The organism is Sphingobium chungbukense (assembly GCF_001005725.1).
In the GTDB taxonomy this organism is placed as follows: Bacteria; Pseudomonadota; Alphaproteobacteria; order Sphingomonadales; family Sphingomonadaceae; genus Sphingobium; species Sphingobium chungbukense.
On record NZ_LBIC01000001.1, the window covers coordinates 50,836 to 72,207 of the forward strand.

The following is a 21,372-nucleotide window of genomic DNA, read 5'->3' on the forward strand; positions in this document are numbered from 1 at the left end:
AGGATTCCAGTCCCACTGTCCGACCTGACTCCTGCCTTCGCAGGAATAGGTCGCGTTCAATGAGCGAGAATAGCCAAAACCCTCAACGCCCACGGTAAAAGGCCCGCCGCGCCAATGGCGCAGCGGGCCTTTTCAGTGCGTGAAGCAGCAGGTGGGCAGTGCCGCGCTGAAACTCTCCGGTTGATCTGGCCGGAGGGCTGTCAGCGCTTATTCGCCATCATCCTCCGCTTCGGGTCCGGCCATCATCCCTTCGGCGACTTCCTCGGTCTTGCCGCGGATCGCCTTTTCCAGGCGTTCCGCCATTTCGGGATGTTCTTTCAGATAGGTTTTCGCATTCTCACGCCCCTGGCCGATGCGGACGGAGTCATAGGAGAACCAGGCGCCCGATTTCTCGACCAGACCGGCCTTCACGCCGATGTCGAGCAGTTCACCGATCTTGGACACGCCCTCGCCATACATGATGTCGAATTCGACCTGCTTGAACGGCGGGGCGACCTTGTTCTTGACCACCTTCACGCGGGTCGCGTTGCCCACAATGTCCTCGCGATCCTTGATCTGGCCGGTGCGGCGGATGTCGAGGCGGACCGAGGCGTAGAATTTGAGCGCGTTACCGCCGGTCGTCGTTTCCGGATTGCCGTACATCACGCCGATCTTCATGCGCACCTGGTTGATGAAGATCACCAGACAGCGCGAGCGCGAGATGGAGCCGGTCAGCTTGCGCAGTGCCTGGCTCATCAGACGGGCTTGCAGGCCGACATGGCTGTCGCCCATCTCGCCCTCGATTTCCGCGCGCGGCACCAGCGCGGCGACCGAGTCGATCACCAGCACGTCGATCGCATTCGACCGCACCAGCGTATCGACGATCTCCAGCGCCTGCTCGCCGGTATCGGGCTGCGACACGATCAGCTCGTCGATATCGACACCCAGCTTCTTCGCATATCCGGGATCGAGCGCATGTTCCGCATCGACGAAGGCCGCGACGCCGCCGGTCTTCTGCGCTTCGGCAATGGCGTGCAGCGCCAGGGTGGTCTTGCCCGAACTTTCCGGACCGTAAATCTCCACAATGCGCCCGCGCGGCAGGCCGCCGATGCCGAGCGCGATATCCAGCCCCAGCGATCCGGTCGAGATCGCTTCGATCTCGATCTTCTCGCGGCTGCCCAGCTTCATCGCAGAGCCTTTGCCGAAGGCACGGTCGATCTGGGAAAGGGCCGCTTCCAATGCTTTCTGTCTGTCCATTGTTCCTGTCTTCTTGGAATCGATGAGTGAGAGCATTGCTGTCATCGGCCTATCCCCTGTCAAGCGGAACGCGCCGATTTATGTGGCGCGTGGCCACCATGTATCCTGTTTGTTCTCATGGAACAAGAGGGGAACGAATTTTTCTTATCGGGTTCCCAGCGCTTTGTTCAGCGCCCGTTCGACCGCGCCGATGGTGAAGGGCTTGGCCAAGGTCGGCCGGTCGGCATGGCCCGTCGGCAGGTCGTCCGCCATGCCGCCGGTCGCAAAGACGAAGGGAATGCCGCTCTGCGCCAATATGTCGGCGACCGGCCAGCTTTTCTCGCCATGCAGGTTGCAGTCGAGCAGCGCCGCGTCGAAACCGCCCTCCCGCGCCTTGGTACAAGCCTCATCGACCGATTCGGCAATCGCATGCAGCCGGTATCCGAGCGTGTCGAGATAATCCTCCAGCATCATGCCGATCATGGCCTCGTCTTCGACGATCAGGATGGTCTTGCCGTCAGACATGCTTGCGGTCCCCAATCATACCGTCGCCACCCCGGACGGATTTCCGGCCAGTATAATCACCGAACCGCGCAGAAGTTCATTCCCCAAATTCATTCCGGCGCCGGCCGCGTTGCCAGCGCATCCCGCGCCGCTTCCGCCAACTGGCTGACGGAAAAGGGTTTTGGCAGGAAGGCCACATTGGCGATGTCGATCGATTTGCGCAACTGTTCCTCGGCATAGCCCGACATGAACAGCACCGGCAGGTCGGGATGGCTGGCCCTGGCCCGCGCCACCATGGCGGGGCCGTCCATGTTCGGCATCACGACGTCGGAAATCAGCAGGTCGATCTTCTCATCACCGGCCAGCACCTCGAGCCCCTGTTCGCCGTCGTTGGCGGTCAGCACCTTATAGCCCTGCCGCGTCAATGCCCGTTCGGCGACGGCGCGCACCATATCCTCATCCTCCACCAGCAGAACCGTGCCCGTGCCCCAGGTCTCGGTGCGGCGGACCGGCGCCTTGGGCTGGGCGGCCTGATCGGCATCGGCGCCCTGATAGACGGGCAGATAGATGACGAAGCTCGCCCCTCGTCCCAGTTCGGACTCCGCGAAGATGAACCCGCCCGACTGCTTGACGATGCCGTAGACGGTCGAAAGGCCAAGCCCCGTCCCCTTGCCCAGTTCCTTGGTGGTGAAGAAAGGCTCGAAAATCTTGGACAATATGTCGGGCGGGATGCCGAGGCCCGTGTCCGACACCCGCACCGCCGTATAGTCGGCGGGCGGCATGATGTCGGTGCGCATTTCCCGCACCTTGGCGGCGGGCACGGCATAGGTCTGGATGTTGAGCGTGCCGCCGTCGGGCATGGCGTCGCGGGCGTTGACGGCGAGGTTGACGATCACCTGCTCCAACTGGCCGGGGTCCGCCCGGACCGCGCCCAGATTGCGGCCATGGGTGACCTCCAATTTGACGCTTTCGCCCAGCAGGCGCTTCAACAGATTGGAGACGTCCGCGACGATATCGGGCAATTGCAAGATCTGCGGCCGCAAGGTCTGCTGGCGCGAGAAAGCGAGCAACTGCCGCGTCAGCCCCGCCGCACGGTTGCTGTTCGACTTGATCTGCTGAATGTCGTCATAATCGCTGTCGCCGGGCGTATGGCGCATCAGCATCAGGTCGCAATGGCCGATGATCGCGGTCAGGATATTGTTGAAGTCGTGCGCCACGCCGCCCGCGAGTTGGCCGATGGCCTGCATCTTGGTGGCCTGCGCCACCTGCCGCTTGAGCTTGCTCTCCTCGCTATTGTCCTTGAGGCTGAGCAGCACCGCCGCCTCGCCCAGCCCGCGCACGCCCGCCAGGCTGAGCGCGATCGGCTCGTCCGGCTGCTCGCGCATGCGCACGGCGACATCGCCCGACATTTGCGGGCCGACGGCGAAACGCCGCACCGCGTCCGCCACCGCCGCCTGATCCTCCCGCACGACCAGATCGCCGGGATAGCTCGGCTTGTCGCCTTCCTTGAGGCCCGCCGCGCGCGAAAAAGCCTTGTTGAGAAACAGCACCCGCCCATCACGATCCGCCATGGCGAGGCCGAAGGGCAGCAGCGACAACAGGGTCTCGATATAGGATAGCGCCGACGTCCCGCCCGCATTGCCTGCCGGCTCGTCGATCAGCAGCAGCAGCATCGGCCCGTCCTGCGCGCCCGATTGCGCACCGACGGGCTGCGCGGCGCGCTTCAACGGCACCTGCAACAGCCGCAGCGGAATGCCGCCCGATTCCTCCCGCGCCAGGAACAGCCGCGCCTTGTCGTCCACCCGCATATGCGCGGCGAAATCGCGGCCGGTGATATTGGCGTCGATCCGCCCTGCGGCGCGCAGCAGAAAGGCGCCATTGGCCGCGCGGATGCGCCCCTCGCCGCCGATCATCACCGCCATGATGCCCGCTTCGCCCAATTGCCGACCGGCCTCCCCGGTCAGCAGGCGATGCACATCGTCCAGCGCGCTGGGCTGGCGCACGGGGGAAAAGCGCCACAGCAGATAATCTTCCGACCGTCCCGTGCGGCAGACGAAAGCGTCCAGCCGCAGCGCGCCCTGTACGATCCCCTCGACCCGCGCCTCGCCATCGCGCCAGGCGGCGCGGGCGGCGTTACCCAGGCTGTCGGACAGGGCAGCGTCGCCAGTGACGTGCGGCGGCGCGGGGAAGCCGGGAAACCACTCCCCGAACAGATCGCTGGCGCAGACCAGCCGCCCGGCGCGATCGGTGACCGCGATCGCCATATTGGATGCATCCGCCGCCGCCCGCGCCACCGTCCAGTCGGGCACGGCCTCCCCCACCGCCATTTCCTGCGGATGAAGCTTGCGATACCAGCTCAAAAGCGCCGCCCCGGCCAGCACCGCCGCGGCGAAACCGGCGCCCAGCGCCCAGTTCCCGGCGGCATAGACGACCAGCCCGGCGGAAATCAGCGCCAACAGGATCAGCAGAGGCAGGGCCAGCGGCGACGGCCGATCAGCGCCCCAAGCATCTCCATCCCTGATCACACGCGCGGACACGGCCCGGCTATCCCCCTGCATTCACAATGGACTTGCCGCCCCACCCGTCAGGCCGAAGCGGCTTCCTCCAATGCGCTGCTTTCGCCTGCCTTGCCAATCCTCAATTTGCGCGCATGCCATTTGCGGCCCATGCGATGGCGCCAGATCCAGTCGGCCAGGAAATAACCGACCACCGCGAAAGCCAGCGAAATCAGCGCCAGCCCCAGCAGCATGGCGGGCGCCGCTTCGGAAAAAAGCCAGGCGCACCAGTCGCGGATCGAGGCATGTTTGTCGACCAGCGCCATGAAGCCGGAAGCGTCAGCGGTGCGCCCCAGCATCCAGTTGCCCATCCACACCGACGCCATCAGGAACAGCGGCGTCGTCGCGGGATTGGACAGGAAGGTCATCGCCGCCGCCAGCGGGATATTCGCCCGGAAAGGCAGCGCCAGAAGCGCCGCGCCCGCAATCTGCACGCCGGGGATCAGCAGGAAGATACCGACCAGCAGCCCCAAGGCCACGCCACGCGGCACCGACCGCCGGGTAAAGCGCCACAAGGACGGCTCCAACACCCTATGCGCCACAGGGGCCAAAAAGCGGTTATGTTCCAGCGACTCACGGGTCGGGGCATTGGCATGCCACCAGCGGGAGAGGCGCCCCATGCTTTCTTTCGGCCCCATCAGCGATGCGCCTTCATGATGCGCTGCTGATCGCGCTTCCAGTCGCGTTCCTTGATCGTGTCGCGCTTGTCATGGGTCTTCTTGCCCTTGGCCAGCGCCAGTTCGACCTTCGCCTTGCCCCGGCTGTTGAAATAGATGCTCAGCGGCACCAGCGTCATGCCCTTGCGCTCCACCGCACCATGCATGCGGGCGATCTCCCGCTGGTGCAGCAGCAGCTTGCGGGGGCGCTTGGGCTCATGGTTGAAGCGGTTGCCATGGCTGAATTCGGGGATGTTGCTGTTGACCAGCCACACCTGCTCCCCCTTCACCTCGGCATAGCTTTCCGCGATATTGCCCTCCCCAAAGCGCAGCGACTTGACCTCGGTGCCTTGCAGGGCGATGCCCGCCTCGAACACATCCTCCAGGAAATATTCGAACCGCGCGCGCCGGTTCTCGGCGACGATCTTCTTCTTGTCGAAGGCTTCGGGACGGGGGCGGGCCATCAGTCTTTTCTAAACTTCCGTTCGTGTCGAGCGCAGTCGCATCCTGTACGCGCCGCGCCCGATCCTTATTCCAGGCACGCGGCCCGAAAGCAGGGAATATGGGGACGGCCCGGCCTTATACCAGCCCGGCGATCTCCAACGCCCGGTCGACGGCGGCGCGGCTCGATTCCGACGGCCAGGTGATCGGCAGGCGGACGTCGCCGGGCATGTCGGGACGGACCCGCGTAAGGGCGTATTTAACCGGGCCGGGTGAAGAATCGCTGAACAGGGCATCATGCAACGGGTAGAGACGATCCTGGAGCGCCAGGGCGCCATTCCAATCGCCCACCGCGATCGCTTTCTGGAAATCGGCGCAGAGGCGCGGCGCGACATTGGCCGTGACCGAAATGCAGCCCTTGCCACCCATCGCATTGAAACCCAGCGCCGTCTCGTCATTCCCGGAAAGCTGGCAGAAATCGGCGCGGCAAGCGAGGCGCTGTGCGCTGACCCGCCCGAGATTCCCGGTGGCGTCCTTGATGCCGATGATGGTCTGGAACTCTTCCGACAGGCGATGGATCACCGGCACGCCGATGTCGGTGATGGTGCGGCTGGGCACATTATAGAGGATGATCGGCAGCGAGCAGCGCTCGGCCAGATAGGCGAAATGCTGGTAGACGCCGTCCTGATTGGGCTTGTTGTAATAGGGCGCGACCACCAGCGCGGCGTCGGCGCCCGCCGCCTGCGCCGCGAACATATGCTCCAGCGCGATTCGCGTGTCGTTGGAACCGCAGCCTGCGATCACCGGCACCCGGCCGGCCGCCTGGTCGACGCAGATGGCGATGACGCGATTATGCTCCTCGACCGTCATGGTCGCGCTTTCGCCGGTCGTGCCGCAGGGCACCAATCCGCTGCTGCCTTCCTCGATCTGCCAATCGACAAAGGCGCGGAAGGCGGCCTCATCCACCGCCCCGTCACGGAAGGGCGTGATCAGCGCCGGAATCGACCCGGAAAACATGGCAAACAAACTCCTTCAATTCACCGGGATTCCGGGGCATCATAGCGTGAAACACGCGAACGGCGCGCTATAGCGCGTCATTCATGGCCTGATAAGGATGCAATTGCGATCATGTCTAGTAGGCTGTCGCCCTCCTGTTCTGAAACTGTCATGGTCCGTATGCCTTTGATTGCTCTCTTGCTGTTCACCGCGGGCGCCAGCGCCCAGACGGAAACGCCCGTGCCTCCGCCCGCTTCGGCCTATCCGCCGGGCGCCGTGGTCCAGCCGATTCCAAGTTCGAACGAACCGAGCCCCTGGCAAAGGGCGCAAGGCCGAATCGGCGTGGCGAGCGATCCTTCGATCTCCGGCACGATCAGCCAGTGGCGCGCGCTCCAGCAAAGCGATGGCCTCGGTTCCTCCACCTATATGAGCTTCATCATGGCGAACCCCGGCTGGCCGGGCGAGGACCGGATGCGGCGGTTGGCGGAAACCGGCATCAACCCCAACAGCTACGATCCGGGCCAGGTCGTCGGCTTCTTCACCCGCTTCCCGCCCCGCACCGCCACCGGCAATGCCCGTTACGCGCTGGCGCTGATGCAGCAGAACCGCATGGGCGAGGCGCGGGTCGCCGCGCGCAATGCCTGGATCGGCGGCACGCTCTCGCCCGATGACGAGGCGCGGCTGCTCTCACTCTTCGGTTCCGGCTGGACCTCGGTCGAACATGACCTGCGCGCCGACGCCCTGCTGTGGAAGGGCGACATCATGGGCGCGCAGCGGATGCTAGCCTATGTCTCCCCCGCCCGCCGCCCGGTCTATGACGCGCGCATCGCCTTCCGCCAGAAGGCGCCCGACGCGACGATGAAGATGCAGCTTGGCGAGGCGGTCGGCGCCACCGACGCCGGCTTCATCGCGGACAAGGCAGGCTGGATGCTGAATACCGGCAACTGGATCGCCGGCCGCCAATATCTCGCCAATCGCCCGGCGCTGACCTTCCGGCCGGGCGACGCGGAGAAATGGTATGAAACGCTGCTGACCCAGGCGCGCGCCGCCGCCAACGACAGCCAGTGGAGCTTCGCCTACGGCATCGCCAGCAAGCTGGACGACGCCTATCTGCCCGGCACCGACGTCAACACGCGGCCGATCGGCGAGCGCGACGATTATACCAGCCTTGCCTGGCTGGCGGGGTCGACGGCCTTCTATAATCTCAATAAGCCGCTGGACGCGGTGGAGATGTTCCGCCGTTACGCCACCGCCGCCAAGTCACCTCAGACCCAGTCCAAGGGTTTCTACTGGGCCGGGCGCGCCGCGCTCCAGGCGGGCGATGCCGCCAGCGCGAACAGCTATTTCGCACGCGCCGCCGTCTTCCCCGACCAATTCTACGGCCAATTGGCACTCGAACGGCTGGGCCGCCCGATCCCCGCGCCGGCCACCGTCGAGCGCCCCGTCGAAATCTCGGCCGCTGAACGCGCGGCGTTCGCCAACCGCTCGGTCGTTCGCGCGGTGAAGGCGCTGGGCGAAATGGGCTATTGGGAAGACCAGAGCAAATTCGCCCGCGCCATCGCCAACAATGCCGACAGCGACGCCGATCATTATCTGGCGGTGGAACTCGCCCAGAGCATCGGCCGCCCGGACATGGGGGTGATGGTCGGCCGCCGCGCCGTGTCGAGCGGCCTCACCGGCTATGGCACCAGCGCCTTCCCGCGCGTGCCCGTCCCGTCCGAGGCGCAATATAACTGGACCATGGTCCATGCCATCGCCCGGCAGGAAAGCCAGTTCGACCGGCAGATCGTCAGCCATGCGGGCGCACGGGGCCTGATGCAGCTGATGCCCGGCACCGCGCGCGAGCAGGCGGGCAAGCTGGGGATGAGCTACGATCCCAGTTCGCTCAACGATCCCAGCTACAACATCATGCTCGGCTCCTCCTATTTCCAGCGGATGCTCGACTATTATGGCGGCAGCTACCCGTTGGCGGTGGCGGCCTATAATGCCGGGCCGGGCAATGTGAACCGCTGGATCGCCGCCAACGGCGATCCGCGCCTGCCCGGCGCCGACATGCTGCGCTGGATCGAGCAGATCCCGCTGTTCGAGACGCGCAACTATGTCCAGCGCGTGCTGGAAAATGCCGTGGTCTACGAGGCGATGAACCCTCAGCGCGCCCGCTTCCGGGGGACCACGACGCCCTTGTCCAAATATCTCGGCAAGCAGACACCGGGCTGATATGGGCGGGGCATGAGCACCGCCCACCCCAATTACATCACTCCCGAAGGCTTTGCGAAGCTGCGCGCCGAATATGACCAGCTCCTCGGGATCGAGCGCCCCAGGATCGTGGAGGTGGTGAGCTGGGCGGCGGGCAATGGCGACCGCAGCGAAAATGGCGACTATCTCTATGGCCGCAAGCGGATGCGCGAGATTGACGGGCAATTGAAGCGCCTGTCGCGCAAGATGAAGGACGCCAAGGTCGTCGATCCGCGCCAGCAACCCGACAAGAGCAAGGTCTATTTCGGCGCCACCGTCACCATCGCGGACGAGGATGACAACCACCGCACCGTCACCCTGGTCGGCAATGACGAGACGGACGCGGGCGCCGGCCGCATCGGCTGGGCCACGCCCATCGCCCGCGCCCTGCGCGGCGCGGCCGTGGGAGACCTGCGCCGCGTGATGCTCCCCGCGGGGGAAAAGGAATATGAAGTGATGGCGATCCGCTATCCGGAGTGATCATTTTGCCGCCATTCCCGGATAGCGGTGCTAGAGTATCGTGCGCAAAAGTGGGAACCCGTTTTGCGCTTAAAACGATACGACAACAAAAGCTTAGAGCGCGCGACTTGCGTACGATTTAACGCAGCGCGCTCTAATCATGCGGCCGCAGCGAATGGTTGAGCCGCTCCATCACCTCCCCGATCGGTTCCACCACGGTCACGCTGCGCCCCTCGCCGAAGCGGATGCGGGTGCCGTCGGTGACCGATGAAACGAAGGTGACCTGCGCGGCATTGACGGCGGTTTCGGTCCGGTCGGCGCCCACGAACATGACGAGCATGCATCCTCTCCTTCTTTATGGAGGGCGAGCCTAGCCCGAATTCCGTCCGAAGCCAGCCCCTTTTCCCGCGAGGGCCATATTCAGCCCTATGCCGCCTGAATCGCGCGGATATAGGCTCCGGCGCGATCCTCCAGCCGGTGCGCCTCCTCCGACAGCCGGCCCGCCGCACTGCGCATCGCCCGCGCATCCTCCACCGCCGCGCTCGCATTGGCGCTGATCCGGCTGGCGCTGGTACGGATATGCTCGCTCGCCTCGCCCGCTTCCCCGACGCTGCCCGCGATCGCCTGGCTGAAGGCGCCATGCCGCGCCACCGCCTCGAACACCGAAGCCGACAGCCGGTCCGCCGTCGCCATGGCGGCGTCCATATGGGCATGACCCTGCGCCACATGGCCGACGGTCAGGCGGATATGGTCGATTCGCCGGGCAATCTCCGCCGCGGCATCGCGGGTCTGCCCGGCGAGCGACTTGACCTCCCGCGCGACAACGGCAAAGCCCTGCCCCGCCTCCCCGGCCCGCGCCGCCTCGATCCCGGCATTGAGAGCCAGCGTCGTCGTCGCCCGGGCGATGCTGTCGATCAGCGCGGTCACTTCGCCGATCCCGTCCGCCTGCGCGCTGAGCATGCGGGTCTGGGCCGACCCCGACTGCGTCTGCTCCACCGCCGCGCGAATGGCGGCGCCTGCCTCATGCACTTCGGCCTCCATCGACCGGAACAGCAGCCCCAGCTCGCGCCCGGACGCTGCAATACCCGACAGATTATCCGCCGTCTGCGCCGCCGCCACCGCCATGCCCGCCGAGGCCTGTCCATTATGCGCCGCCCGCTCCGCGGCGTCCTCAGCCAGGCGGGACAGCATGTCGGCCATTCCCACCAGATCGCCGATCAGCGTTTCGATGTCGGACCGGAACGTCGCGCTTTCCCGCGTCACCCGTTCCAGCCGCTCGACCCGCGCCAGTGCCACTCGCGCATCGCGCTCCGCCGCCAGCTTCAGCAGCAACTGACCGCCGACCATCCCCGCATACCGTCCGTCTTCGGTGACGATCAGCCCCTCACAACCCTGTCCCTGCGCGGCATAGAGATCGATCAGCGCCTCGATGCTGGCGCGCCGTTCGACCGTGGCGCAGGGCCGGACATGATCGTCCAGCCGCCCGCCGAAACTGGGATTGCGCAGCAGCGCATGGCCAAAGGGGTTGAACAGGATGCGCCGCATGTCACGCTCATAGATCGCCCCGACCGGCCGGTCCGCGGCATCCAGTACCGGCAGCAGGCGCAGCGCCGGGTCATGCTGGAAATGGTCGACCGCCTCGCTCAGCGGCCGCCCCAGCCGGATCGCCGGACTGGGCGCGACCAGGAACAGGGCCGCCTCCGGGCGAGCCCTGGCTTCGGTCGGGGACGGGTCGAGCATCTGCGGTGCGTACATGGCCGCTCGATTAGGCCCGAAATGGTAAACGGGTCGTTAGAATTTGGTGACAGTTTTGTTACAACCATATGTTTTCATAAGATATTCCTAGACAGGCTTATAGCCATAGGCCTTGGCCGCCAGCTTCACCACCGCAGGGTCGGCCTCTGGAAAATCCATGGGGACCAGCTTTTCCAATCGCTTGGCCACCATGGTCAGCGCCGCGATCCGTCCGGCCCGACGATGATTATTGTCGATCACATGCCATGGCGCATATTTGCTGTCGGTCTTGTGGAACATGTCGTGCATCGCATCCAGATAGTCGGCCCGCTTCGCCCGGTTGCGATAATCGTCCGCGCCCGTCTTCCACCGCTTCCACGGCGTATCGAGTCGTTGGGCGAGCTGTTCGTCCTGTACCTCCTGGGTGATATGAACGAACAGCTTGACGATATTGGTCCCGGCGTCGACCTGCTGCTTTTCGAACGCGTTGATCTCCTCATAGGCGCGCTTCCACTCGCCCTTGGAACAATAGCCCTCGACCCGTTCCACCAGCACCCGGCCGTACCAGCTCCGGTCGAAGATGGAGATGTTCCGCCCGGCGGGCAGCCGCGTCCAGAAACGCCAGAGGAAATGATGATCGCGCTCCGTCTCGCTGGGCGCGGAGATGGGATGGACCTGAAAATAGCGCGGGTCCCATTCAGCGGTCATCCGCTTGATGATACCCCCCTTGCCCGCCGCGTCCCAGCCTTCCAGCATGATGACGCTGCGCCGGTCGTGGATGATGTGGGCGACCTGGATCTTGGCGAGCCGCTGCTGGAGTGCGGCCAGCTGCGCCTCATAATCGCCCTTGAGCTTCACACCTTTCTCATAATCGGCGAGGTCGATGGTCATGCGTCCCTCCGGCAAAAGCAAAGCCCCGCCCCCGTTCTGGAACAGGGACGGGGCTTTAACAAGCCGTCACGCAATAAGGTTTCAGGCCTTGGCCTGGGGCTCCACCACGCGGATGTTGAGTTCGCGCAGCTGCTTGAACTCGGCCGCGCTCGGCGCGCCCATCAGCAAATCCTCGGCGCGCTGGTTCATCGGGAAGAGCGTGATTTCGCGCAGGTTCTGCGCGCCGCACAGCAGCATCACGATGCGGTCCACGCCCGCCGCCATGCCGCCATGGGGCGGCGCGCCATATTGGAAGGCGCGGTACAGACCGCCGAAGCGCTCCTCCACATCCGCCTGGCTGAGGCCCACCTTCTCGAACGCCTTGACCATCAGTTCGGGCGACTGGTTGCGGATCGAGCCCGAGGCGATCTCATAGCCGTTGCAGACCATGTCATACTGATAGGCGTTGATGGTCAGCGGGTCCTGATCGTTCAGCGCGTCCAACCCACCCTGCGGCATGGAGAAGGGGTTGTGCGCGAAGTCGATCGACTTCGTGTCCTCATCATATTCGTAGAAGGGGAAATCGACGATCCAGCACAATTCGAACCGATCCTTGTCGATCAGGTCCAACTGCTCACCCACGCGGATGCGCGCCAGACCGGCCAGCTTGGCCGCCTGCGACTCCTTGCCCGCCGCGAAGAACACGCCGTCATTGGGGCCAAGGCCCAGCGCCTCGATCAGCTTCGCCGTACGCTCCTCGCCATGATTCTTGGCGATGGGGCCACCGGGCACGCCGTCCTTGATGTTGATATAGCCCAGGCCCGAATAGCCCTCGGCCCGCGCCCAGACATTCATGTCGTCGAAGAACTTCCGGCTACCCGCGCCCGCGCCCGGCGCCGGGATCGCGCGGATCACGCCGCCGCTCTCCACGATCCCCGCGAAGATGCCGAAACCCGAACCCACGAAATGCTCGGTCACGTCGGTGATCAGGATCGGGTTGCGCAGGTCGGGCTTGTCCGACCCATATTTCAGCATCGCCTCGGCATGCGGAATCCGCGGGAAGCTGCCCGCGGGGGTCACCGGCTTGCCGTTGGCGAACGCCTCGAAAACCTCAGCAATCACCGGCTCCATCGTGTTCCACACATCTTCCTGCGTGACGAAGCTCATCTCCAGGTCGAGCTGGTAGAACTCACCCGGCAGGCGGTCGGCGCGCGGGTCTTCGTCGCGGAAGCAGGGCGCGATCTGGAAATAGCGGTCGAAACCGGCGACCATCAGCAACTGCTTATATTGCTGCGGCGCCTGCGGCAGGGCGTAGAATTTCCCCGCATGGATGCGGCTCGGCACCAGGAAGTCGCGCGCGCCCTCGGGCGAGGAGGCCGTCAGGATCGGCGTCGAATATTCGGTGAAGCCAATGCCCTCCATGCGGCGGCGCATGTCGGAGATGATCTTGGTGCGCTTGACGATGTTCGCGTGCAGCGTCTCGCGCCGCAGGTCGAGGAAGCGGTAGCGCAGGCGGATATCCTCGGGATAGTCCTGCTCGCCCGCAACCGGCAGCGGCAAATCGGCGGCGGCGGAGAGCACGACGGCGTCCAGAGCGCGAATCTCGACCTCGCCGGTCGGCAGGTTGGGGTTCACGGCCTCCGTGGCGCGGGCCACGACCTTGCCCGTCACCGTCACGACGCTTTCGGCGCGCAGCGATTCGATCACCTTGAACACCGGCCCGTCGACCTCGGTGACGATCTGCACCATGCCATAATGGTCGCGCAGGTCGATGAAGACCAGATCGCCATGGTCGCGCTTGCGGTGCACCCAGCCGGACACGCGCACCTCATTGCCGACCTCGGCCGAGGTCAGGGCGCCGCAGGTATGAGTGCGATAAGCATGCATGGCGATCTATTCTTTCAGCTACGTTTTACGGAAATGACAAATTGTTGCAGCGCCGCTATGGGCAGTCTTGTCAAGCATTGACGAGCCCGCGTGCGACGGGCCAGCCCATAATAAGATCGAAGACCATATGCAAATCCATCCGCTGATTACCGACAGCAAGACTCTCGCTTCATTCTGCGCCCGGATCGCCCAATCGCCCTATATTGCGGTCGACACCGAGTTCATGCGCGAAAACAGCTATTGGCCCGACCTCTGCCTGGTGCAGGTCGCGGACTCGAACGAGGCCGCCGCGATCGATCCCAAGGCACCCGGCCTCGACCTGTCGCCCCTGCTCAACCTGATGGTCGACAATGAGGATGTGCTGAAGGTCTTCCATGCGGGTGGGCAGGATCTGGAGATCATCTACAACCTGACCGGCAAGACCCCTCACCCGATGTTCGACACGCAGATCGCGGCGATGGCGCTGGGGCTGGGCGAACAGATCGGCTACGGCAACCTCGTCGACGCATGGCTGGGCGTGCAGCTCGACAAGGGCGCCCGCTTCACCGACTGGGCGCGCCGTCCGCTCGACAAGCGGCAGATCGACTATGCGATCGGCGACGTCACCTATCTCATCCAGATCTTCCCCAAGATGCTGGACGAGCTGCGCCGCACCGGCCGGGGCGACTGGCTGGACCAGGAGATGGAGCGGATCAGCAACCCGGAAAATTACGTGAACGTGCCGGAGGAAGCCTGGCAGCGCGTCCGCATCGCCAGCCGCAAGCCCGACGTACTCGGCCGCCTCAAGGCACTCGCCGCCTGGCGCGAGATCGAGGCGCAGGACAAGAACCTGCCCCGCGGCCGCATCGTCAAGGACGAGACGCTGGCCGACATCGCCAGTCATCCGCCACGCGCGCAGGAAGACCTTGGCAAGGTGCGCGGCCTTTCCGCCACCTGGAAGACCAACGACATCGGCGCCCGGCTGATGCTGGCGCTCACCAACCACAAGCCGCTGGGCAAGGACGAGATGCCCGAACGCGACCCCAAGCGCCCGGGCCTGGGCAAGGACGGCGCGCTGGTGGCCGATCTGCTGAAGCTGCTGCTGAAAATCCGTTCGCGCGACATCAACGTCGCCGCGCGGCTGATCGCCCGCAGCGACGATATCGACGCGCTGGCGGCGGGCGTGCGCGACGATCTCGCGATCCTGGAGGGTTGGCGCTATGAACAGTTCGGCCGCGACGCCGTCGATCTGGTGGAGGGCCGGCTCGCCTTCGCGGTCAAGAACGGCCGCCTCAAAATGACCCGGACGGAGTAGGAGCTTCCATCATGCGGACCGCAGCCCTTGCCCTCCTTCCCCTGCTGGCGGCCTGCGCGGGCGCAGCGGGCGAAGGTCCTGCAACGCCGCCGGCCGTCGCTGAAGGTCCTTGCCGCAACGAAGGTCTCGGCCGCTTCATCGGCCAGATCGCCAGCGCGGAGCTGGGCACGGAGTTGCTGAAGGCCTCGGGCGCGCGGACCCTGCGCTGGGGCGCACCGGGCATGGCGATGACGATGGATTTCCGCCCCGACCGCCTGACCGTCAGCTATGACGGGAAGATGACCATCACCTCCGCTCGCTGCGGCTGAAACCGACAACTACCGAATCCGACTTATTTCCGATGGAATAAAGGGCGCCCCTCGGTCGTAATCGTTCCGTCGACGGTCCCGGTCCCCCTGATCGCGATCGGCCGGCCCCTCGGGTGGTCCCCATGGGCGGCGTAGCGATGATGCAATGAGGCTAGGCCCCTCTCGGCGTCATCGCTACGCCATCGGTCATCTTCCATGCTAGACGGATCGGGATGCAGGAGCCGCCGCACATGGATGACACGAATACCCCTTCCGCGCTGATCGACGCCCGGATCCGGGAGTTGGGCGATTGGCGCGGCGAAACCCTCCGACATGTCCGCCAGCTTATCAGGGATGCCGATCCGCATGTGGTCGAGGAATGGAAATGGCGCGGCGTCCCGGTCTGGTCGCATGGCGGCATCCTCTGCACCGGGGAAAGCTACAGGACGGCCGTGAAGCTGACCTTCGCCAAGGGCGCGTCGCTGGACGACCCGTCAGGCCTGTTCAACGCCAGCCTGGACGGCAATGTCCGCCGTGCGATCGACATTCACGAAGGCGAAACGATCGACGCAGAGGCTTTCAAGGCGCTCATCCGGGCGGCGATCGCCCTCAACATGACCAGGCGCGGCGGGAAGCGCTGAGAGGAAGCGCTGAGAGTCTGTTTGGAAATGCGCGGAAGAGCGCATTTCGAGGCGGCACCAGCCCTCTCCCCCACCCGGCCACCCATAGAATACTGCCGTTGGGTGGCCGGGTGGGGGAGAGGGCTGGTGCGGCGATGCGTCGAGCGGCGCATTTCCAAACAGACTCTGACCTCAGCACTCCAGCCCGATCAGCGTCCCGCTACCGATGCGGCCGACATAGCGTTTGCCGTCAATCTCCAGCCAGTCGGGCGTGACCTCCAGCCGGCGGCCCCTGATGGTGGTCCGCAGATGCTCCACCGCGATCCGGTTGCGCGCCACGATCCGCAGCACCGCCAGCCCATCGCCCCGCGCCGCCATCATGCTGTACCGATCGCCCCGCAGCAGGAAATGCCAGCTCCCATTTTCGGGCAGCCATTCATTGCCGTCGATGATCTGCGTCGGCTCGCCATCGCTGTCGCCCATGCGCAGGCTGATGCGGGTCGCGCCGTTGCTGCGGCGCGGCGGCGCGAAGATGAGGATCGGCTCACCCTCCAGCGTCAGGGGAATCGGCGTGTCGCGCAGCAAGGGAGAGCCCCCCATGATCAGGGAGGGCAGTTCCGGTGAGAAAGGCAGGCGATCCCGCGCGAAATGGCGCTGTCGCACGACCGGATTGGTGTGGAACCCCTGCACCTGCATCGGCGTCAGCCGCCCTTCCTCCACCAGCCCGTGGCATGTCGGGCACAGCAGCGTGGCGCCATGGCTCTCGGGCAGGCGCAGATAGCGGTAGATCGTCACGCCACAACGGACGCAGGCAAAGCCGCAGGCCTGGCGAACCTCCTCCCGCTGTTGTGCGGTGAGTTCTGGTAGCGACGGCATCACACGCAAGCCCATGCACGACGACCCCTTGGCAAGCCGAACCCGCGCCATTCGCGGACCGGCATTCCTTCAGCGTCCTTCCTGCTAGGCTGGGGGCACTTGAAAGGGCCCCTTCTCGCTATGACCCTATCGTTGAAATAAATGCGAACAAGTCAAGAGGGCCTGCCGCAATCTTATCGCTGCGGCAGCAGATCGAGGTTGCGGGAAGCCGCGATCGCCCGGATGCGATCCGGCCGCGGCATGGATTTGATGGCGATTTCCGCCATGTCGCCGGCGCTGAACAATTCGACATTGCCGACGTTGAAAATGCGCTGGCCCAGCGTCTGGGTAATCCGCACGCTGCGGATGCTGGACAGGGCGATTTCGGTCCGCTGCTTGGCCAGCAAGCCGCGCTCCAGCAGCACCTCACGGTCGCTGAGCGCCAGCCGCTCACCCTTGCGCAACACCCACCACACGCCGATCGCCACTATGCCGACGACCGAAATCAGCAACAGGATGAACAGGAAGGGGTGCGCACGGAACATCGCCGGATGCTCGTCATACAGCCATGTCTCGCTCATGCCGGTCCCCTGCCGTTAACCGCCTGAATAGACGATGGAAGCATTGACCATGGAAGCAGCGCCATGGTCAAGACGGGATACGGCACGGAAACGCGATGGCCTTGGAGTCTGTTTGGAAATGCGAAAGAGCGCATTTCAGTGCCGCACCAGCCCGCTCCCCCGCCCGGCCACCCATATGATACTGCCGTTTGGGTGGCCGGGCGGGGGAGCGGGCTGGTGCGGGGTATGTGCCGATAGGCGCATTGCCAGACAGACTTAGCTCTCATCCCCCATGCGCAGCGCCGCGATGAAGGCTTCCTGCGGAATCTGCACGCTGCCATATTCGCGCATCCGCTTCTTGCCCTCTTTCTGCTTTTCCAGCAGCTTCTTCTTGCGGGTGATGTCCCCGCCATAGCATTTGGCGGTCACGTCCTTGCGCATCGCCGCGATCGTTTCGCGGGCGATCACCTTGCCGCCGATCGCCGCCTGGATCGGAATCTTGAACAGATGGCGGGGGATCAGGTCCTTCAACCGCTCGCACATATGCCGCCCGCGCGATTCGGCCGCGCTGCGGTGGACGATCATGCTGAGCGCATCGACCGGCTCATTGTTGACGAGGATGCTCATCTTGACGAGGTCGCCCTCACGCGTGCCGATCTGGTGATAGTCGAAGCTGGCATAGCCGCGCGAAATCGACTTCAGCCGGTCGTAGAAATCGAACACCACTTCGTTCAAGGGCAGTTCGTACGTCACCTGCGCCCGCCCGCCGACATAGGTCAGGTTCTTCTGGATGCCGCGCCGGTCCTGGCAGAGCTTGAGGATCGAGCCCAGATATTCGTCGGGGCAGTAGATCACCGCCTCGATCCACGGCTCCTCGATCATCTCGATATGGTTGGGATCGGGCATGTCGGCGGGGTTGTGCAGATGCTTCACCTCCCCGTCCTTCATGTGCATCTCATAGACCACCGAGGGTGCGGTGGTGATGAGGTCGAGATCATATTCGCGCGTCAGCCGTTCCTGGATGATCTCCAGATGGAGGAGGCCCAGGAACCCGCAGCGGAAGCCGAACCCCAGCGCAGCCGACGTCTCCATCTCGAAGGAGAAGCTGGCGTCATTGAGTCGCAGCTTCGAAATCGAATCGCGCAGCTTCTCGAAATCATTGGCGTCGACCGGGAACAGGCCGCAGAACACCACCGGCTGCACTTCCTTGAAGCCCGGCAGCGGCGCGGCGGCGGGATTCTTGACCGTGGTGATGGTGTCGCCGACGCGGGTCTGGCTGATATCCTTGATCTGCGCGGTGATGAAGCCGATCTCGCCGGGGCCGAGTTCGGGCAATTGCTCGATCTTGGGCCGCATGCAACCCACGCGGTCGATCAGATGCTCGGTCTCGCCGATCATGAACTTGATCTGCTGGCCCTTCTTGATGACGCCGTTGACGACGCGAACCAGAATGACGACGCCCAGATAGGGGTCGTACCAGCTATCGACCAGCATCGCCTCCAGCGGGGCGTTCCGGTCGCCCTTGGGCGGCGGAATCTTGGCGACGACGGCTTCCAATATGTCGTCGATGCCGATGCCGGACTTGGCGCTCGCCAGCACCGCCTCCGACGCGTCGAGACCGATCACCTCCTCGATTTCCGCGCGCACCTTTTCCGGTTCGGCGGCGGGCAGGTCGATCTTGTTGAGCACCGGCACGATCTCATGGTCATGCTCGATCGACTGGTAGACGTTCGCCAGCGTCTGCGCTTCCACGCCCTGCGCCGCATCCACCACCAGCAGCGCGCCTTCGCAGGCGGCCAGCGACCGGCTCACCTCATAGGCGAAGTCGACATGGCCCGGCGTGTCCATGAGGTTCAGCTCATAGGTCTCGCCATTCTTCGCCACATAGTCGAGCCGCACGGTCTGCGCCTTGATGGTGATGCCGCGCTCCTTCTCGATATCCATATTGTCGAGAACCTGGGCGCTCATCTCCCGGTCGGTCAGCCCCCCGGTGCGCTGGATCAGGCGGTCGGCCAATGTCGACTTGCCATGGTCGATATGGGCGATGATCGAGAAATTGCGGATGTGCGAGAGATCGGTCATGGACCGCGCCGATAGCAGCCATTTACGGGCCTGTCAGCAGCCTCGCGCATCGACGTGCCAGACGGCGCACCGAAGAAGGCCACAGCCATGATAACCATTCGCATTACTTGCGCGCCCACGCGGTTGTGCTAGAGCTTGGCTCCAATATCGGGGCGCTACAAAAGCAAAAAGACATCAGCAACTTTCAGGGGTGCATGACAATGCGTGTGTTCACGAAATTCGTCGCTGCCGCAGCCGGTCTGGCTGTCGTGGCTTCTCCCGCAATGGCTGCCGACAAGGGATCGTCCGCACGGCAGCAGCAGGCCAAGAAAACCGCCGAAATCCCTCATTGCACCCGTCGCCTGGGCACGGTTGCGATCGTCGAGCCCGACAACCAGTGGTGGCGTGAGTTGAACCTGGGCAGCCCGGAGGCGATCCTCAAGGTCTTCATCCAGCAGTCGGGCTGCTTCGGCCTGGTCAACCGTGGCCGCGCCATGGCCAACCGCAATATGGAACGCGCCATGGCCGACTCCGGCGAACTCCAGGCGGGTTCGAACCTTGGCAAGGGCCAGGTGAAGGCGGCGGATTATTTCCTCCAGCCCGACATCGTCTCCTCGAACAAGAATTCGGGGGGCAACGCTCTGGGCGGCATGCTCGGCGGCTTCCTGGGCGGCCGGACCTTCGGCGCACTGGCCGGCGGCATCTCGATCAAGAAGAGCGAGGCCAATGTGACGCTCTCGATCGTCAACGCCCGCACGACCGAGGAAGAGGCGCTGACGGAAGGCTATTCCCGCAAGTCGGACCTGAGCTTCGGCGCAGGCGGCGGCGCGGGCTGGATGGGCGGTCTGGCCGCCGCCGGCGGCGGCGGCTATCAGAATACCGAGATCGGCCAGGTGATCGTGCTCGCCTATCTCGACGCCTATACCAAGCTGGTGACCCAACTCGGCGGCCTGCCCGCCAACGCAGCGGCGGCGGCACCCCGCGCCCAGTAAATCGCGGCTATTGCTGAAGGGGCGCTGCCGGGCTCACCGGCGGCGCCCCTTCTTCATGTCTGGCTGGGCAGGATATCATCCGGCATGAGCGGCCGATTCCGGCGACGCCACCAGGACAGTATCGCCTCCCCAGCCGGCCGCTCGACGCACCGGTTGATGAGCGTGCCAAGGCCGAGCGCCACCGCGAAGGCGGCTGCGAACCCGGTCCAGGGACTATATCCCGCTTCGGCCATCTTCAGCATCACGACAAAGCCGACATGCTGGTGGATCAGGTAGAAGGAATAGCTGATCCCACCCATCCAGACGAGCGGCCTCAGGCGCAGGAAACGCAGCCGTCCGGCGACCAGCGCCGCGAACGCCGCCAGCAGGATGATGCCCGCCAGGCTGATGTCCGGACTGTCGACGGTCGCGATCGACAGCAGCGCCAGCGCGGCATAGGGCACCTGCTGCCGCCAGCGCCGCTGCCCCGCCCAGACGCGATAGGATAATATGCCGATGATGAAGAAGGGCAGATAACGCAGCACCAGCAGCATCACGATCCGTTCCGGCATGCCCGGCCACAGCGCATAGAGCCAGCGCAGCGCCAGCCAGCCCAGCAACACCGGCTCCAGCCTTTTGAGGCCCACCCATTTCCAGATCGCCACCATGCAGAAATAGAAGGCGATCTCGACCGTCAGCGTCCAATAGGCGCCATCGACCTCGGGCAGGAAGGCGAAACCCTGCAACATGGTGAAATTGGCCAGGATCGCGCCCGGCCCGATCAGCAATTGCGACGCGCGCGCCAGATATTCGATGCCCAACGTCAGCAGCATCGCCACCAGATAGGCGGGATAAAGCCGGGCGAAACGGTTGACGGCAAAATCGGCCACGGTGCCGATGCGGTCCAGGGTGAAGAAGATCGCAAAGCCGGAAATGGTGAAGAACAGCAGCACGCGGTAATTGCCGCCCAGGAAACTGAAGGGCACATGCGCCGCTTGCGGAAACAGCTCGTGAAAGCGCGTCGAGTAATGGAACACCAGCACGCATAACGCGCCCAGGCCGCGCAAGGCGTCCAGTTCCGTCAAACGGCCAGAGGAGAGGCGCGACCCTGCCATGGCGGCGCTATAGCAACGAAGCAGCAATCATTCCGTTAATATCGTGGTTAAGCCCGC

20 protein-coding genes are annotated in these 21,372 nt (G+C 64.6%); 6 read left to right on the forward strand and 14 right to left on the reverse strand.

The genetic code is table 11. From position 1 onward, the window contains the following. Nucleotides 1–207: 207 nt before the first annotated feature. The 6 genes from recA to dapA all read right to left on the reverse strand — a co-directional run bounded on the left by recA (nt 208) and on the right by dapA (nt 6,388). Complete coding sequence (gene recA / locus YP76_RS00265) at nt 208–1,281, reverse strand: recombinase RecA (RefSeq protein WP_046761650.1); 1,074 nt, start codon at nt 1,279–1,281, stop codon at nt 208–210. A gap of 99 nt (nt 1,282–1,380) precedes the next feature. After that, the gene (locus YP76_RS00270; RefSeq protein WP_046762533.1) at nt 1,381–1,740 is read right to left on the reverse strand and encodes a response regulator; all 360 of its coding nucleotides are present in this window, start codon (nt 1,738–1,740) and stop codon (nt 1,381–1,383) included. A gap of 89 nt (nt 1,741–1,829) precedes the next feature. Continuing rightward, a complete protein-coding gene (locus YP76_RS00275; RefSeq protein WP_046762534.1) occupies nt 1,830–4,256 on the reverse strand; it encodes a PAS domain-containing sensor histidine kinase in 2,427 nt (808 codons plus the stop codon). A gap of 47 nt (nt 4,257–4,303) precedes the next feature. Then, on the reverse strand, nt 4,304–4,912 hold the full coding sequence (locus YP76_RS00280) for a DUF2062 domain-containing protein (protein WP_198147400.1): 609 nt from the start codon (nt 4,910–4,912) through the stop codon (nt 4,304–4,306). After that, complete coding sequence (gene smpB / locus YP76_RS00285; protein ID WP_007683053.1) at nt 4,912–5,394, reverse strand: SsrA-binding protein SmpB; 483 nt, start codon at nt 5,392–5,394, stop codon at nt 4,912–4,914. The genes YP76_RS00280 and smpB overlap by 1 nt, the downstream gene beginning before the upstream one ends. A 115-nt stretch (nt 5,395–5,509) precedes the next feature. After that, entirely contained in the window at nt 5,510–6,388 is an 879-nt protein-coding gene (gene dapA / locus YP76_RS00290; protein ID WP_046761651.1) for a 4-hydroxy-tetrahydrodipicolinate synthase, read from the reverse strand. A 159-nt stretch (nt 6,389–6,547) separates the two neighbouring features. On the opposite strand from dapA, the gene YP76_RS00295 reads away from it, so the two are divergent. Then, nucleotides 6,548–8,584: a lytic transglycosylase domain-containing protein gene (locus YP76_RS00295; RefSeq protein ID WP_408640423.1), complete on the forward strand. Its 2,037-nt coding sequence runs from the start codon at nt 6,548–6,550 to the stop codon at nt 8,582–8,584. Nucleotides 8,585–8,596: 12 nt separating this feature from the next. Further along, on the forward strand, nt 8,597–9,082 hold the full coding sequence (gene greB, locus YP76_RS00300; RefSeq protein ID WP_046761653.1) for a transcription elongation factor GreB: 486 nt from the start codon (nt 8,597–8,599) through the stop codon (nt 9,080–9,082). A gap of 133 nt (nt 9,083–9,215) precedes the next feature. Here greB and YP76_RS00305 read toward each other — a convergent pair whose 3' ends face one another. The 4 genes from YP76_RS00305 to aspS all read right to left on the reverse strand — a co-directional run bounded on the left by YP76_RS00305 (nt 9,216) and on the right by aspS (nt 13,552). Further along, nucleotides 9,216–9,401 (reverse strand): hypothetical protein, encoded by a 186-nt coding sequence (locus tag YP76_RS00305; RefSeq protein ID WP_046761654.1) that lies wholly within the window; start codon nt 9,399–9,401, stop codon nt 9,216–9,218. An 86-nt stretch (nt 9,402–9,487) separates the two neighbouring features. Then, on the reverse strand, nt 9,488–10,816 hold the full coding sequence (locus YP76_RS00310; protein ID WP_046761655.1) for a methyl-accepting chemotaxis protein: 1,329 nt from the start codon (nt 10,814–10,816) through the stop codon (nt 9,488–9,490). Between the two features lie 87 nt (nt 10,817–10,903). Further along, the gene (locus YP76_RS00315) at nt 10,904–11,686 is read right to left on the reverse strand and encodes a polyphosphate kinase 2 family protein (protein WP_046761656.1); all 783 of its coding nucleotides are present in this window, start codon (nt 11,684–11,686) and stop codon (nt 10,904–10,906) included. A gap of 81 nt (nt 11,687–11,767) precedes the next feature. Beyond that, the gene (gene aspS / locus YP76_RS00320) at nt 11,768–13,552 is read right to left on the reverse strand and encodes an aspartate--tRNA ligase (protein WP_046761657.1); all 1,785 of its coding nucleotides are present in this window, start codon (nt 13,550–13,552) and stop codon (nt 11,768–11,770) included. A gap of 127 nt (nt 13,553–13,679) precedes the next feature. Here aspS and rnd point away from each other — a divergent pair, with 127 nt between their 5' ends. The 3 genes from rnd to YP76_RS00335 all read left to right on the forward strand — a co-directional run bounded on the left by rnd (nt 13,680) and on the right by YP76_RS00335 (nt 15,774). Further along, complete coding sequence (gene rnd / locus YP76_RS00325) at nt 13,680–14,846, forward strand: ribonuclease D (RefSeq protein ID WP_046761658.1); 1,167 nt, start codon at nt 13,680–13,682, stop codon at nt 14,844–14,846. Between the two features lie 11 nt (nt 14,847–14,857). Then, the gene (locus tag YP76_RS00330; protein ID WP_046761659.1) at nt 14,858–15,154 is read left to right on the forward strand and encodes an I78 family peptidase inhibitor; all 297 of its coding nucleotides are present in this window, start codon (nt 14,858–14,860) and stop codon (nt 15,152–15,154) included. A 230-nt stretch (nt 15,155–15,384) separates the two neighbouring features. Beyond that, nucleotides 15,385–15,774: a DUF1801 domain-containing protein gene (locus YP76_RS00335; protein WP_046762536.1), complete on the forward strand. Its 390-nt coding sequence runs from the start codon at nt 15,385–15,387 to the stop codon at nt 15,772–15,774. Between the two features lie 171 nt (nt 15,775–15,945). Here YP76_RS00335 and YP76_RS00340 read toward each other — a convergent pair whose 3' ends face one another. The 3 genes from YP76_RS00340 to lepA all read right to left on the reverse strand — a co-directional run bounded on the left by YP76_RS00340 (nt 15,946) and on the right by lepA (nt 19,250). After that, nucleotides 15,946–16,629: a hypothetical protein gene (locus YP76_RS00340; RefSeq protein ID WP_046762537.1), complete on the reverse strand. Its 684-nt coding sequence runs from the start codon at nt 16,627–16,629 to the stop codon at nt 15,946–15,948. 173 nt (nt 16,630–16,802) lie between these two features. Then, entirely contained in the window at nt 16,803–17,189 is a 387-nt protein-coding gene (locus tag YP76_RS00345) for a PH domain-containing protein (protein ID WP_046761660.1), read from the reverse strand. Nucleotides 17,190–17,444: 255 nt separating this feature from the next. Then, entirely contained in the window at nt 17,445–19,250 is a 1,806-nt protein-coding gene (gene lepA / locus YP76_RS00350; RefSeq protein ID WP_046761661.1) for a translation elongation factor 4, read from the reverse strand. A 200-nt stretch (nt 19,251–19,450) separates the two neighbouring features. Here lepA and YP76_RS00355 point away from each other — a divergent pair, with 200 nt between their 5' ends. Further along, nucleotides 19,451–20,221 carry a CsgG/HfaB family protein gene (locus tag YP76_RS00355; RefSeq protein ID WP_046761662.1) on the forward strand — a complete coding sequence of 257 codons (771 nt, stop codon included), beginning with the start codon at nt 19,451–19,453 and terminating at the stop codon, nt 20,219–20,221. A 53-nt stretch (nt 20,222–20,274) separates the two neighbouring features. Here the strand turns inward: YP76_RS00355 and YP76_RS00360 are convergent, their stop codons facing one another. After that, the gene (locus YP76_RS00360) at nt 20,275–21,315 is read right to left on the reverse strand and encodes an acyltransferase family protein (RefSeq protein ID WP_046761663.1); all 1,041 of its coding nucleotides are present in this window, start codon (nt 21,313–21,315) and stop codon (nt 20,275–20,277) included. Between the last annotated feature and the right edge of the window lie 57 nt (nt 21,316–21,372).